This window comes from Arthrobacter monumenti (genome assembly GCF_054511255.1).
The window spans coordinates 174,835-188,272 of record NZ_JBTNCY010000008.1 but is presented as its reverse complement, the minus strand read 5'-3'; the positions used below and the strand labels follow the sequence as shown (position 1 = coordinate 188,272).

12 protein-coding genes are annotated in these 13,438 nt (G+C 63.9%); 8 read left to right on the top strand and 4 right to left on the bottom strand.

The annotated features are described in order from the left end of the window. The first annotated feature begins 8 nt into the window (after positions 1-8). The 6 genes from ACX80B_RS13880 to ACX80B_RS13855 all read left to right on the top strand — a co-directional run bounded on the left by ACX80B_RS13880 (position 9) and on the right by ACX80B_RS13855 (position 6,624). Positions 9-1,604 carry an AbgT family transporter gene (locus ACX80B_RS13880; RefSeq protein ID WP_459297120.1) on the top strand — a complete coding sequence of 532 codons (1,596 nt, stop codon included), beginning with the start codon at positions 9-11 and terminating at the stop codon, positions 1,602-1,604. Positions 1,605-1,727: 123 nt separating this feature from the next. Further along, positions 1,728-2,690, top strand: coding sequence for an ATP-grasp domain-containing protein (locus tag ACX80B_RS13875; RefSeq protein ID WP_459297118.1), 963 nt, complete (start codon positions 1,728-1,730; stop codon positions 2,688-2,690). Between the two features lie 234 nt (positions 2,691-2,924). Then, positions 2,925-4,028: an NAD(P) transhydrogenase subunit alpha gene (locus tag ACX80B_RS13870; protein WP_459297116.1), complete on the top strand. Its 1,104-nt coding sequence runs from the start codon at positions 2,925-2,927 to the stop codon at positions 4,026-4,028. Between the two features lie 2 nt (positions 4,029-4,030). Beyond that, a complete protein-coding gene (locus tag ACX80B_RS13865) occupies positions 4,031-4,348 on the top strand; it encodes an NAD(P) transhydrogenase subunit alpha part 2 (RefSeq protein ID WP_459297114.1) in 318 nt (105 codons plus the stop codon). Beyond that, entirely contained in the window at positions 4,348-5,763 is a 1,416-nt protein-coding gene (locus ACX80B_RS13860) for an NAD(P)(+) transhydrogenase (Re/Si-specific) subunit beta (RefSeq protein WP_459297112.1), read from the top strand. Before ACX80B_RS13865 ends, ACX80B_RS13860 begins: the two co-directional genes overlap by 1 nt. 168 nt (positions 5,764-5,931) lie before the next feature. Continuing rightward, complete coding sequence (locus ACX80B_RS13855; protein ID WP_459297110.1) at positions 5,932-6,624, top strand: hypothetical protein; 693 nt, start codon at positions 5,932-5,934, stop codon at positions 6,622-6,624. Here ACX80B_RS13855 and ACX80B_RS13850 read toward each other — a convergent pair. Beyond that, positions 6,576-7,736 (bottom strand): NAD(P)-binding domain-containing protein, encoded by a 1,161-nt coding sequence (locus ACX80B_RS13850; protein WP_459297108.1) that lies wholly within the window; start codon positions 7,734-7,736, stop codon positions 6,576-6,578. The two genes, ACX80B_RS13855 and ACX80B_RS13850, sit on opposite strands and share 49 nt — an antisense overlap. Before the next feature lie 97 nt (positions 7,737-7,833). Then, positions 7,834-8,577, bottom strand: coding sequence for an alpha/beta fold hydrolase (locus ACX80B_RS13845; RefSeq protein WP_459297106.1), 744 nt, complete (start codon positions 8,575-8,577; stop codon positions 7,834-7,836). Between the two features lie 224 nt (positions 8,578-8,801). On the opposite strand from ACX80B_RS13845, the gene ACX80B_RS13840 reads away from it, so the two are divergent. Further along, entirely contained in the window at positions 8,802-9,734 is a 933-nt protein-coding gene (locus tag ACX80B_RS13840; RefSeq protein WP_459297104.1) for an AEC family transporter, read from the top strand. On the opposite strand, the gene ACX80B_RS13835 is transcribed toward ACX80B_RS13840, so the two are convergent. After that, positions 9,715-10,809, bottom strand: coding sequence for a lactonase family protein (locus tag ACX80B_RS13835; protein ID WP_459297102.1), 1,095 nt, complete (start codon positions 10,807-10,809; stop codon positions 9,715-9,717). The genes ACX80B_RS13840 and ACX80B_RS13835 overlap by 20 nt on opposite strands. 43 nt (positions 10,810-10,852) lie before the next feature. Beyond that, positions 10,853-11,887, bottom strand: coding sequence for a LysR family transcriptional regulator (locus ACX80B_RS13830; protein ID WP_459297100.1), 1,035 nt, complete (start codon positions 11,885-11,887; stop codon positions 10,853-10,855). A 105-nt stretch (positions 11,888-11,992) separates the two neighbouring features. Between ACX80B_RS13830 and ACX80B_RS13825 the strand changes: the two genes are divergently transcribed. After that, positions 11,993-13,327 (top strand): aminotransferase class I/II-fold pyridoxal phosphate-dependent enzyme, encoded by a 1,335-nt coding sequence (locus tag ACX80B_RS13825; protein WP_459297098.1) that lies wholly within the window; start codon positions 11,993-11,995, stop codon positions 13,325-13,327. Positions 13,328-13,438: the final 111 nt, after the last annotated feature.

Below are 13,438 nucleotides of genomic sequence, written 5' to 3'. Positions count from 1 at the left end.
AAGAGTCTATGACTTCGACCACCGCGGAACGCACCAGCATTACGGACAAGTTCCTCAACGGCGTCGAACGCGTCGGCAATAAGCTGCCCGACCCGTTCATGCTGTTCATCATTCTGTTCAGCATTACGGCTGTTGTCTCCACTGCCATGGCCTGGGCAGACGTCTCGGTACGGCTTCCGGGCAGCGATGAAGTCACCGAGATCCGCGGATTCTTCACCGGCGAAGGGCTGACCTGGTTTACGCAGAACCTGGGACCGAACTACCTCGGTTTCCCGCCATTGACCACCGTGCTGCCCATCCTGCTGGCGGTTGGTGTCGCGGAAAAATCCGGCATGCTGGCCGCGATGATCCGCCGGGCCTTCGGATCCGCGCCGCGCTGGGCATTGCCCTACGCTGTCGGCGTCGTGGGCGTGCTCGGTTCCATCATGTCCGACGCCGCCTTCGTGGTCATTCCGCCGCTGGCCGCGCTGGTGTTCAAGGCCGCCGGCAGACACCCGGTGGCCGGTCTGCTCGGTGGGTTCGCCGCTGCCGGCGCGGGATATTCGACGACAATGCTCGTCACCAGCCTGGACGCTCTGTTCGCGGGAATTACGACGGCGGTCACGGAGGGTCTGCCGAATCCGGGAGCTCCGGTGACGCCGCTGTCGAACTACTTCTTCAACTTTGTCTCCGCCGCGGTGCTGATGGTGATTGCAGGGTTTGTGATCGACAAAATTCTGGAGCCACGGCTGGACCGGCAGGGGATCCCGCGGGATGAAACTGCCGACGACGACGGTGAGGTTGAAGGCGGAACGGGCAAGGCGTCCAATCAGTCGCTCAGTCCCCATCTCGAACCGGTTGAGAAGCGTGCCCTGAAGTGGGCCATGTTGTCAGGTGCCGCCGTCGCCGTCGTCATCATTGTCACGGTGCTGCTGCCGGATTCACCTTGGCGGAACGGGAACGGTGGCTTCCTGCCCGAGTCGCCCTTGCTGGGATCGATCGTGTTTGTCGTCTTCACGATGTTCACCATCCCCGGGTTGGTATACGGGAAACTGGTCGGAAGCATCGCCACCGCCGGTGATGTCCCGAAGGTAATGGGCCAGGCGCTGAAGGACATGACGGGGTTTTTGGTGCTGGCGTTCATCCTTGGCCAGTTCATCGCGCTGTTCAACTGGTCCGGCATCGGCCAGTGGATCGCCGTCGCCGGGGCCAGCGGTCTGGAGGCGATCGGCCTGACCGGGTACGCGGCGATCATCGGGTTCATCCTGCTCGCCTCGGTGCTCAACCTGTTCATCATTTCCGGCTCGGCCATGTGGACGTTGATGGCGGCCGTCTTCGTGCCGCTCTTCGCCTTGCTCGGCTACGAACCGGCGTTCATCCAGGGCGCCTTCCGGGTGGGCGACTCCGCGACCCAGGTCCTCACGCCGCTGAACCCATACATGATTGTGCTGCTGGCCATGCTGCGGAAATACGAACCGAGCGCGGGGCTGGGCACGGTGATGGCGCGGATGCTGCCGTTCGTCATTCCCTTCTGGCTCTCCTGGGTCGGCGTGCTCACGGTGTTCTACTTCTTTGAGATACCGATGGGTCCGGGCAACGACATCTTCATCGAGCCGAACCAGTAGCGCGGGCGGGACGCCAGTTCCGGGACGACGCCAGATCCGGAATGGTGCCTGATCCGACCGGAAATACTGACGAACCCGCCCGACTTACATCAAGAGGACCGAAAATTCCACGAAAGGCGCTCCATGAGCCAGGCACAGCCCAAGATCTTCGCCCTGCACGAGAACCCGGAGTGGTTTCCACCCTTTGCGCATGCATTCGAGCGGGAGGGACTCGCCTTCGAGGAGTGGCTGCTGACCGAGGGCACGCTTGATCTTGATTCGACGCCGCCCGAGGGGATTTTCTGGTCCCGGATCAGCGCCTCGTCCCACACCCGGGATCACAATCTGTCCAAGGACTACACCCGGGCGGTGCTGGCGTGGCTGGAGGCGCACGGATGCCGCACGGTCAACGGACGGCGGGTGCTCGAGCTGGAAATGAGCAAAGTCGATCAGCTGACGGCGCTCCGAGCGGCCGGGATTGATACTCCGCATACGGTTGCCGCCATCGGGCGGGACCAGATATTGACGGCGGCCAAGGGGTTTCCGACGCCGTTCATCACCAAGCACAATCAGGGCGGCAAAGGGCTCGGCGTTCGCAAGTTCGAATCCTTCGCGGAACTGGAAGACTATGTCCGCTCCGACGAGTTCGAAGAACCACAGGATGGCATCACGCTGATCCAGGAGTTCGTTCAGGCCGCCGAACCCTTCATCACCCGTGCCGAAATTGTCGGCGGCGAATTCATCTACGCGATCAAGGCCGACACAGCCCGCGGCGGATTCCAGCTCTGCCCGGCAGACGCCTGCGAGATCGACCCCACCACCGGTCGGCCGATCATGCCGCCGGGTGCCACGATCGAGCCGGAGCCGGACCAGCAATTGTTCAGTCTGCGCGAGGACTTCGACCACCCGGTCCTGGAGAAGTATCTGGAGTTCACCCGCCGGGTCGGCCTGGAAGTATGCGGGATCGAGTTCATCGAAGCCACCGACGGACGGCTGCTCACCTACGACGTGAACACGAACACCAACTACAACAGCGTCGTCGAAGCCCAGGCACCACGCTCAGCCCCCGGTGCGCTCGCGAAATATCTCAGTTCCCTGCCGGCATAGCCGCGCCACGTTCCTCCACGATCACCAGCACGGTCGACGGCTCTGCCCTGCCATTCGCCGGTGACCGGAACAATGCGAGGCTGCCGAATGCTTACGCCTGATGACAGTGAGACCGTTGTATGCTGATCGGTGAATCTACAGTGCGGATGCGTTGCAAGCGTATCGGTGTTGGAAACAGTGGGGGACGGCCGAAGGCTGCAGGCCGGTTTCCCACATCGTGAGAAGGAACGAAGCATGCAGAGCGAGGAACCGCGACTGAGCGTGGGGGTCGTCAAAGAGGCCAATGTGGGTGAACGGCGCGTTGCGTTGGTCCCCAAGGCTGTCGCCGGACTGGCGTCGAAAGGCCTGCGGGTGATTGTGGAGCCGGGGGCGGGGCTCGGAGCCCTGATGCCCGACGAACTCTACGTCGATGCCGGGGCCGAACTTGGTGATGCCTGGTCCGCCGACGTCGTGCTGAAGGTGGCTCCTCCGGCTCCGGCAGAGATCGGGCGCTTGTCGCCGGGCGCGACACTGATCGGCTTCCTGGCTCCGCGGAATGCGGACAACCCCATCGCGGCACTGCGGAAAGCGGGCGTCACGGCCTACGCGGTGGAGGCCATCCCACGCATCTCGCGCGCACAAGTAATGGATGCGCTGTCATCGCAGGCGAACGTGGCCGGATACCGGGCGACGTTGCTGGCCGCCTCGCTGTCCACGCGTTTCTTTCCCATGCTGACGACGGCGGCAGGTACAGTCCGTCCCGCCGGTGTCCTCGTCCTCGGTGTCGGCGTCGCAGGTTTGCAGGCGCTCGCCACAGCCAAGCGGCTCGGCGCCCGGCCGACGGGGTACGACGTCCGTCCCGAAGTCTCCGATCAGGTGCGCTCGGTCGGCGCGACCTGGCTGGACCTCGGCATCGATGCTGCCGGCGAGGGCGGTTACGCCCGCGAACTGACCGACGACGAACGCGCCCAGCAACAGCAGGCGCTGCAGGACGCGGTCGCGGCATCCGACGTCGTGATTACGACGGCGCTCGTTCCCGGGCGGCCCGCCCCGCGGCTTGTGACTGCGGCCGCCGTGAAGGGAATGAAAGCGGGAAGCGTCGTGATCGACCTTGCGGGCGAGACCGGAGGCAACTGCGAGCTGACGGAACCGGGACAGGTCGTGGTCAAGAACGATGTGACCATCGCCTCGCCGCTCAACCTTCCCGCGGAGATGCCCGAACATGCCAGCGAACTGTATTCCAAGAACCTCACATCGCTTCTCGATCTCCTGGTGAAGGACGGCCGGCTGGAACCGGATTACGACGACGAGATCCTCGCCAAAGCGTGTGTCACCAGGGCAACCCCGACCGAAAGCTGACCATGGACTTCTTCCTTGCCAACCTGGCCATCCTGGTGCTGTCGGGATTCGTCGGCTTCGCCGTCATCTCGAAAGTGCCCAACACGCTGCATACACCGCTGATGTCGGGGACCAACGCGATTCACGGCATTGTGCTGCTGGGAGCTCTGATCATACTTGGGACGGTGGACGATCCAGGTTTCCTAATGCAGGCCATCTGCTTCGTCGCCATCGTCTTCGGGACCGTGAACGTGGTCGGTGGATTCGTTGTGACTGACCGGATGCTGTCCATGTTCAAGGCGAAGACGCCGGCCCGTTCGACCAAGGCGGAGGATCGTTGATGGATCAGCTGGTCTACGGTCTGTACATCATCGCCGTCGGGCTCTTCATCTACGGTCTCATGGGGCTGACCCAGCCCAGGACGGCGGTGCGTGGCAACAAAATCGCCGCGGCCGGCATGGCGCTCGCCGTCGTCGCAACCCTGATCGAAATCCGTGCCACATCGAATTGGTTCCTGATCATTGCAGGTCTGGTGATCGGCGTGGCTCTGGGCATTCCGCCCGCGCTGCGCACAAAAATGACGGCCATACCCCAGCTGGTGGCCCTCTTCAACGGTGTCGGAGGCGGAACGGTCGCCTTGATCGCATGGGGGGAATTCCTGGAGAGTGACGGTTTCAGCGGCCTGGAGTCGGCCGATGGCCTGGTGGTTCCCGTCGTCGTCGCTTCCCTTTTAGCCTCGATCATTGGCTCGATATCCTTCTGGGGATCGGTGGTCGCCTTCGGCAAGCTGCAGGGCATCCTGCCGGGACGGCCGATCAGCATGGGGCGCTTGCAGCAGCCGGTGAATATCCTGATCCTGCTGCTGGCGGTCGTGGTCGCCGTCGTCATCGGAATCGGAGCAGCCTCCACCGGCGTGAGTCCCTGGTGGTTCCCGGTGATCCTCATTATCTCCGCGGTGCTCGGGCTGATGGTCGTGCTCCCTATCGGCGGCGCCGACATGCCCGTGGTCATTTCGCTGCTCAACGCGCTGACTGGAATTTCCGCGGCGGCGGCCGGTCTGGCCCTGAACAACGTGGCGATGATGGTGGCCGGCATGATTGTGGGTGCTTCCGGCACAATTCTCACCAAGCTCATGGCCACGGCCATGAACAGATCGATCGCTGCCATCGTGGCGGGCGGCTTTGGCGGGGGAGCAGTTGCAGCCCAGGAATCGGACGGAGAACGCACGGTCAGAGCCACTTCCGCGGCTGACGTCGCCATTCAGCTTGCCTACGCCAATCAGGTCATCGTGGTTCCGGGCTATGGACTCGCGGTGGCCCAGGCGCAGCTTGCAGTCAAGGACATGGCCATGATGCTGGAGTCCAAAGGCGTTGAGGTGAAGTACGCGATTCATCCCGTTGCCGGACGGATGCCCGGGCATATGAACGTGCTCCTCGCCGAGGCGGACGTTTCGTACGACGCGATGAAAGATATGGACGACATCAACGGCGAGTTCGCCCGCACCGACGTCGCCATGGTCATCGGCGCCAACGACGTCACCAACCCTGCGGCACGCACCGACCCGAGCTCACCGATCCACAGAATGCCGGTGCTCAACGTTGACGCGGCAAAGTCGGTTATCGTGCTGAAACGTTCGATGAATGCCGGGTTTGCCGGGATCGAGAACCGGTTGTTCTATGAACCGCAAACGACGATGCTGTTCGGGGATGCAAAGAAGTCGGTCAGTGACGTGACGGAGCAGCTCAAGGCACTGTGATGCGCTGCGTCGTGGCTGCACGGGTAATCCGGGATCAGTCCACGACGAACACGTGCAGGTGGACGGCATCGGCGCCGGTGAGGAACCTGGCTGTCTGACCCATCCGCCCTGCCGCTGCCGACGAATGACTAGTAGATTGACTACCAATTGTCGGAGTGGAGATACGGAATGAAACACAAGAGTTGGCTGGGCGCTGTCGCCATAGCGTCGGTATTGCTGTCCGGTTGCGCAGCTTCCACCTCCGCTTCGCCTGAAGATTCGCCCGCGTCGTCCTCGGCGGCTGCACCTTCCTCCGAGTCCGAGTCTCATGGTGGAGACACCCATACAATGGCCGACGGAACAGAAATGTCCGGGGCCGAACATGGGGCCGCCGGGCACGGAACCGAGGAGTCCGCCAAGAAGTCCACCGAGCAGACTGTCCGCGAGCCATCGGACGCCGCCCGGATGGTGTGCAACGGCCAAGTGGTCAAGAGCATCACCAGCTTCTTCGACCTCAAGGAAGCCCCCGTGCCGTCATCGACATGGGATCAGCCGACTTTCACCTGTACCTATGACCTGGAAAGCGGACCCTTGGTGCTGACGGTGCATGATGCCACCGACGCTGAGAAGGGCAAGGCCTACTACGAGTCGTTGAGGGAGAGTCTGGGGAGCCCCGAGGAGTTCAAGGGAATGCTTGGCCTGGGCAGGCCCGGCTTCGCCACCGGAGACGGCAAGGTTGCCTTCATCACGGATGGTAAAACTCTCGAGGTTGATGCCACTGGACTGAGCGGCAAGATGGGCGTGAACGGCACCTCGACACCAAGCGATGCAGCCTACGCGGTTGCTTCAGCCGTTCTGGCCTGCTGGATCGACCACGGGTAAAGCTGCGCCATCACTGCGGTGGCGGCTGCCCGCCCGGCACGGTTTGCTCCCAGGGTTGAGGCCGAAGCGCCGTATCCGGTCAGGAATACCCGCGGATCCTTCGCGACTTTCACGCCGTCGGTTCTGATGCCTCCGCCGGACTCGCGCAGATGCAGCGGTGCGAGGTGGTCGAGCGAGGCGCGGAAACCGGTCGCCCACAGAATGGCGTCGGCCTTCACCTCCGTGCCGTCGTCGAACACCACCGAGTCCTCCGTGATCGAGGTGAACATACGACGGGCGATGAGGACGCCGTCGTCAATTCCCTTTTGATACTCCGGAGTCAGCGGCAGACCCGTCGTGGCGACAACGCTCAATGGCGGTAATCCGGCCGCGGTGCGCTCGCGGACGCGCCGTTCGACGTCGCGGCCCCACTCGGCGTCGAAGGGACGGTCGGTGAAGTCCGGGGGCCGGCGGGTGACCCAGGTGGTGGTGGCGGCTTTCGAAATCTGCAGCAGGAACTGGACGGCCGACGTGCCGGCCCCGACTACGACGACGTGCTGGCCGCGGAATTCATCGGCGGAACAGAAATCGTGGGTGTGGAGCTGGCGTCCTTGGAAGCGGTCGCGGCCGGGATAGTACGGCCAGTACGGCCGGTCCCAGGTGCCGGTGGCGTTGATCAAGGTCCGCGTTTGCCAGGTGCCGGTGTTGGTGTGGACTGTCAGAGGCGCATCGGTGGCGCGATCGATGCCTCTGCTGTTGGGGCCGTTGGGCCCGCCGCTTGTGCCGTCGTCGGACCGGACACTTGTGCCGTCGTCGGACTCAACCTTGGAAACCGATACCGGACGGTGCACGGGAAGCTCGAATTCGCCCTCATACTTTTGGTAGTAACGGCAGACGACGGCGGACGCAGGCTCGTTCGGGTCCGGTTCGCCGAGCGGCATCCCGGGAAGATCGTGAATGTTGTGCGCCGCGCCGAGGGTCAGGGAGGGCCAGCGGTGCCGCCACGCGCCGCCGGGGCCGTCATTGGAATCCAAGACGATGAAGTCCTCTTCCGGAACCAGTCCCAGGCGCTTCAGGTGATAGGCGGCGGACAGGCCGGCCTGGCCTGCGCCGATCACGATCGCCTCCAGCATGTTTTCCTCTCCACGATGCGTTCACCTGTAGAGCGGCCGGCCACGCGGCGTTATTCCCGCCCTGCCTGGGCATGAATGCTCCCATCAGCAGGGAATCTCAGGGTGTGATCAGGGCGTGAATCCGCTCCGCGCAGGTTTGCGGCGCTTCCCAATGCACCATATGGCCGGCTCCCGGTATGACGGCAAGGTCCGTTCCGGCGTGCGAGTCGACGTATCCCTGCACTTCGGCCAGCGGACGTGTCTTGTCCGCAGCGCCGATGATGACCTGCACCGGTACGGTGAGCAGGCCGGGAACGTCCTGTTCAACCCCGTCGAGCGCGGCGAGCAGGCTGGCGTCGAGGACGTTCCGGCGGATCCCGAAGGGTGCATGCGTCATCGCGGCATCATCCGTCGGAGAGTTTCCATACCAGGCGTTGAGGCAGAACTGGATCGCATCCTCGCGGATGGGACCGTTCAGGAACAGACGGGTGAGCAGTTCGCGAGATGCGGACGACGGCGCGGTGGGCACCATTCCGAGCAGCGTCACCGAAGCAACGAGTTCGGGATACCGTGCGGCGATCGTGGCCGCGATGCTTCCGCCGAGGGAGTGGCCCGCCAGATGAACAGGTGCCTGCCGGCGGGCGGCAAATTCCGCAGCGAGAAGCTCGGCAACCGTTCCGACGCCCCACTCGAATCCGTCCGGCAACGGCGCGTCCCCGTAACCCGGAAGCGGAGGAGCGGCGGCGGAGTGCCCCAACTGCCCAAGCCCGCGTTGCAGTGGTTTCCAGTAACCCGCCGGGCAGGCCCAGCCGTGGAGGAGAACCAGATCAACTACCGGCCCGCCGTCGTCGGCATTGTGCATTGTCTGCTAACTCCTTCACATTAGATTGGGCAGTCACCACTTGGAAGGTTACGCCCTACCGTCAGCACGGCGGCGGCAACCGAGTCACGGCGTCTTATTTGGTTCCCCGGATGGGTGCCGGACGTCCGACGGCGGTAATATCGCCACGGTGACAATATCGCCACGGTGACGAGTCGGCGTACGCCACGGCCACTGGATGGCTGGAGGTATCTACATAGCGGGAGGTGAACGTGGCGGGAGTGCTCGAAGGCTTCGCCGTTATCGCCCTCGTGGTCGCCGTCGGCTTCGTTCTTGGACGGTTCAACGTGCTCGGAACCGACGCGCAGCAGGTAATCTCGCGGCTGGTGTTTTCGGCCGGTACGCCCGCCCTGCTGTTCGTCACCCTGACGGAGGCGGATCTCAATGCCGTCATCTCTCCGGGGTTGGCAGTGACGGCACTTTCGACCACCGCGATCGCGCTTCTCTACGCAGGCATCGCGCGGTTCGCCTTGAAACGCAGCACCGGTGAGACGGTGATTGGCGCGCTCGCCGCCTCGTATGTCAACGCCGGAAACCTCGGCATACCCATCACCGTTTTCGTCCTGGGCGACGCCGCCTACGTGGCCCCGGTAATGCTGTTCCAGGTTGTGGTGATGGCGCCCGCCGCCTACGCCATTCTCGACCTCGACGCGCAAAAGGCCTCCGATCCGGTGTGGAAGCGCGTCTTCCGGCCACTGCACAACCCGATCACCATCGGCAGCGGGCTGGGCATGCTCGCTTCCGGAACGGGAATGACTATCCCGGACCTCATCTATCAACCGATCGAGCTGGTGGCCGGCATGGCGGTGCCTGGAGCGTTGATCGCCTTCGGCCTTTCGCTGTCATCGGGATGGCGGATGACTTCGCCGCCGCCACGGGTGGATCTCACACTGATTTCGGTGCTGAAGCTCGTCATCCACCCGGCGCTGACGTTCGTGCTTGCCTTCTTCGTATTCCAGCTCTCAGGCATCCTGTTGCTTGCCGTCACCTTGTTTGCGGCCCTGCCCACCGCCCAGAACGTTCTGATTGCGGCGATCCGCTACAACCGCGGACCCGGTCTTGCCCGCCAGGCTGCGTTAATTACGACGGCGTCGTCTATCCTGCCGATGGTGCTGATCGTTACGCTGATTCCGGGCTGAATTCGATGCAGCGCGGGCCGGCAGCGCACTCGTAGCTGTCCAGGAACGCCAGTGCTCCCGTGGGCTGGTCGATCTGATAAACGGACAACCGGCTGGACACTTCGCCACACGCCAGCAGGTATTGGCCATCCGGAGTGATATTCATGCCGCGTGGCTGGGCTTCCGTAGGGAACGAGCCCAGGTAGGTGAGCTCGCCACTGCCGCCGTCGACCCCAAATGCCGTAATGGTGCTGCTGGACCGTTCGGTGGTGTAGAGGGAGCGGTTATCCGGCGTTAGCCGCAGCTCCGCGCACCAAATTGCGTCCGGGCCCGGTTTGGGAACCGATCCGTCGCGGACCCGCCCGGGGATCAGCTGCAGGTGTTCGGGGATGGAGGACACAGACTGCCGCTCCGTGAGCAAGCCCGTGGCGGCGTCGCGTTCGAAAACTGTGACGGTCCCGGCCATCTCGTGCAGCACATAGACGTGGTAGCCCGAGTTGGAGAAGCGCAAATGCCGGGGTCCGCTGCCCGGCTCGGAGGCGATCGTGCCGCCGTCGTCCAGCTTTCCTGTTGCGGGGTCGAAGGCCCACCAGGCGGTCAGGTCATCGCCGAGAGCTGTGGCATAGACGTACTTGTTGTCGGGTGAGGGGAGCACGGTGTGGGCGTGCCTGCCGGGAATGACCAGGGCAGTCCGCGCGCCGGTGGCCACGCCGTCGCCGATGCTGCTGACCGTCACGACGTCATCGTTATAGGAAGCCGCGAGTAGATGGGTGCCGCTGTGGTCGGGGGACAGGTAGGCCATTGAGGCGGCCAGCGGTGCGGTACCGGCCTGGTGGAGTCTGGAGCCTGAGGTTGAACCTGAACCTGAGGCTGAGCTCGAGGTTGAACCTGAGGCCTGAAGGGAGATTACGCTCGGCGGATCCGAACGGACTGCGGCGTACAACATGCTTCCGTCGGGGCCGGTCGCGAGCCACTGGACCTCGTCCTCAGCCTGGAACCGGCCATGGCCCGACAGCACCCCTTTTTCGAGGTCGAGCTCAAACGTATCGATCGACTTCCCCGCGGCACAGCCAACATAGACGGCGACAGAACTCATACTTACCTCCCGGGTTGGATTCACTGGCCAGCTTAGCTTGGCGCTATTCGCCGTGCGCCGGATTGCCCCGTAACGGATTGCCCCGTACCCGATTCCCCAGCGCCGGAATGCCCGGTTCAGTCTCATGGCCGTCACGCTGTTCCTGGCGGCCCAACCTGGTGCTGGTGCTCTTGAGCCCCGCGACGACGGCTTGAACTCCCGGTCGGCGCTGGTTCGTCCTTCTCACGACTGCGATGATCCGACGCCGGGTGGCTGGCGCCAGCGGCACGGTGACAATATCCGGTCCGACGGCGGTGACGGCCAGTTCCGGCAGCACCGTCACCCCGCGGCCGGCGGCAACAAAGGCGAGTCCGACGTCGGCATTGTGGAAGCGGGCAACCACAGAGGGACGGAAACCGGCTTCCACGCAGGCGCGCTGCACAAAGGCGCCGAGGTAGGTTTTCGATTCCTCCAGCAGCCACGGGTCTTCGGCGAGCTCCTCAATTCTGATCGACCGCGCCTTTGCCCGGGGATGGCCCGGCGGCAAAACGGCGAGCAGGCGGTCCTTCATCAGCAGTTCGCCGACCAGGCTCTCATCGATCAACGGTTCCTCCGCGAAGGAGTCGACGACGGCGACGTCGATATCTCCCACCGCCAAGCGGCGCAGGCTCTCGTGCGATTCACTCTCACTCACGGTGATATTCAGGTCCGGAAATCGTTCGTCGAGCGCGTTGCAGGTCCGGGGGAGGAGGGCGCGCGCTCCGCTGGAGAATGCGCCGATCCGGATTGTGCCCGCAACTTTCGTGCGGCTGGCCTGCAGGTCGGTTTCGGCCGCCTCGATGGAGGCAAGAATGCCGTGCCCATGGCGCACCAGCAGTGCGCCCTCTTCGGTCAGCCGCACCCGCCGGCCATGGCGCTCGAGCAGGCGGACCCCGGCCTCGCGCTCCAGGACAGCGAGTTGCTGGCTGACACCGGAGGTGGACAGGAAGCGGGCTTCGGCCACACGTGTCAGCGTGCCGAGCCGGTCGAACTCGAGGAGCAGGCTGAGGCGTTCCGGGTCAATCATCCGCAGATCCTTCACAAGCTTGGCAAAAATCATCAATAGACGGTGGAAGGTTTCCGTCTCAGACTGAGTATAGAACCAGCCTGTGCTGATTCCAGCGTCTCTGCACGCGCCGCCGTCGTTCCTGTAAAAGGAGTCTCCGTGTTCCCTGCACTGTCGGCCCGCTCCTGGGTCCCCGCACCAAGTGAGGATCTCGTGCGCCGCGTCTCGGAAGCCACCGCGGCGGACAGCCCTGCCGGCGTCCTCGGCGAGCTGGACCGCCTGGTCGAGCAGAACCGCACGATTCATGATGCCGACGCGGTCAACCTGAATCCCGCCACCAATGTGATGAATCCGAGGGCGGAGGCGATGCTTTCGGCCCAGCTTGGCCGCCCCTCGCTGGGGTATCCGGGCGACAAGTATGAGATGGGTCTGGAGGCCATCGAGCGGATCGAGATCATTGCCGCCGAACTCGCCGCAGAGGTCTTTTCCGCCCGGTATGCCGAAGTCCGGGTCGGCTCCGGTGCCCTGGCGAATCTCTACGCCTTCATGGCGACCTGCCAACCCGGAGACACGATCATTGCCCCACCGGCCGATATCGGCGGACATGTCACCCATCATGCACCCGGTGCGGCCGGAATGTACGGTCTCAACACGGTGCCCGCTCCGGTTCATGCGAACGGCTACACCATCGACGTCGACGCCCTGCGGACCCTGGCGCATGAAGTCCGGCCGAAACTGATCACCGTCGGCGGCAGCCTGAATCTGTTCCCGCACCCAATCTCCGCCATCCGCGGGATCGCCGACGAAGTCGATGGGTACGTCCTCTTTGACGCGGCGCATCTGTGCGGAATGATCGCCGGAAAGGCGTGGCCGCAACCCTTGGCAGAGGGTGCGCATTTGATGACTATGAGCACCTACAAAAGCCTCGGCGGTCCACCCAGTGGGCTGATTGTCACCGACGACGCCGACCTCGCCCAGCGGCTTGACTCCATCGCCTTTCCCGGACTGACCGCAAATTTCGACGCCGGCAAGACCGCTGCGCTCGCCGTCACCATGGTCGATTGGAAAGTTGCCGGAGCGGACTACGCACGGGCGATGATCGAAACTGCCCAGTCCCTCGCTGCTGAACTGGCCGACCGGGGCGTGGAAATCTTCGCAGCGGGCAGGGGAGGCACGACGTCCCACCAGTTCGGAATACCGGCGGCATCGTATGGCGGCGGCCAGCAGGTCGCGCACCGGCTCCGGAAGGCCAATCTGCTGGCCTGCGGGATCGGATTGCCCGGGCCGCTGGTTGAAGGGGATATGAACGGTCTGCGTATCGGCACGCCGGAAATCGTCCGGCGTGGCATGGGGCCGGCGGATATGCCGGAGCTGGCAGGCTTTATCGCCCGTGGCCTGGATCCGGATACCAATCCGGAACAGGTTGGCCCCGAGGTCTCTGCCTGGCGCAAACAATTCCATGGCATCCACTTCACCGCCGACAACCCGAACTGACCGGTTGGCGTTCGGGCGGGGAGTAGAACGTCACCCAGACACGCCATTTGTCCACTCGCATGGCGAGTTCTACTCCCGGGGCAAACGCTACGAGCGTTCACGTCTGCAAAT

What these genes read in the sequence shown, in the direction of transcription:
- ACX80B_RS13830 (WP_459297100.1), bottom strand. Translation starts at nt 11,887, where the DNA reads ATGATTTTTGCCAAGCTTGTGAAGGATCTGCGGATGATTGACCCGGAA.
- ACX80B_RS13880 (WP_459297120.1), top strand. Translation starts at nt 9, where the DNA reads ATGACTTCGACCACCGCGGAACGCACCAGCATTACGGACAAGTTCCTC.
- ACX80B_RS13845 (WP_459297106.1), bottom strand. Translation starts at nt 8,577, where the DNA reads ATGCACAATGCCGACGACGGCGGGCCGGTAGTTGATCTGGTTCTCCTC.
- ACX80B_RS13870 (WP_459297116.1), top strand. Translation starts at nt 2,925, where the DNA reads ATGCAGAGCGAGGAACCGCGACTGAGCGTGGGGGTCGTCAAAGAGGCC.
- ACX80B_RS13865 (WP_459297114.1), top strand. Translation starts at nt 4,031, where the DNA reads ATGGACTTCTTCCTTGCCAACCTGGCCATCCTGGTGCTGTCGGGATTC.
- ACX80B_RS13860 (WP_459297112.1), top strand. Translation starts at nt 4,348, where the DNA reads ATGGATCAGCTGGTCTACGGTCTGTACATCATCGCCGTCGGGCTCTTC.
- ACX80B_RS13835 (WP_459297102.1), bottom strand. Translation starts at nt 10,809, where the DNA reads ATGAGTTCTGTCGCCGTCTATGTTGGCTGTGCCGCGGGGAAGTCGATC.
- ACX80B_RS13875 (WP_459297118.1), top strand. Translation starts at nt 1,728, where the DNA reads ATGAGCCAGGCACAGCCCAAGATCTTCGCCCTGCACGAGAACCCGGAG.
- ACX80B_RS13850 (WP_459297108.1), bottom strand. Translation starts at nt 7,736, where the DNA reads ATGCTGGAGGCGATCGTGATCGGCGCAGGCCAGGCCGGCCTGTCCGCC.
- ACX80B_RS13855 (WP_459297110.1), top strand. Translation starts at nt 5,932, where the DNA reads ATGAAACACAAGAGTTGGCTGGGCGCTGTCGCCATAGCGTCGGTATTG.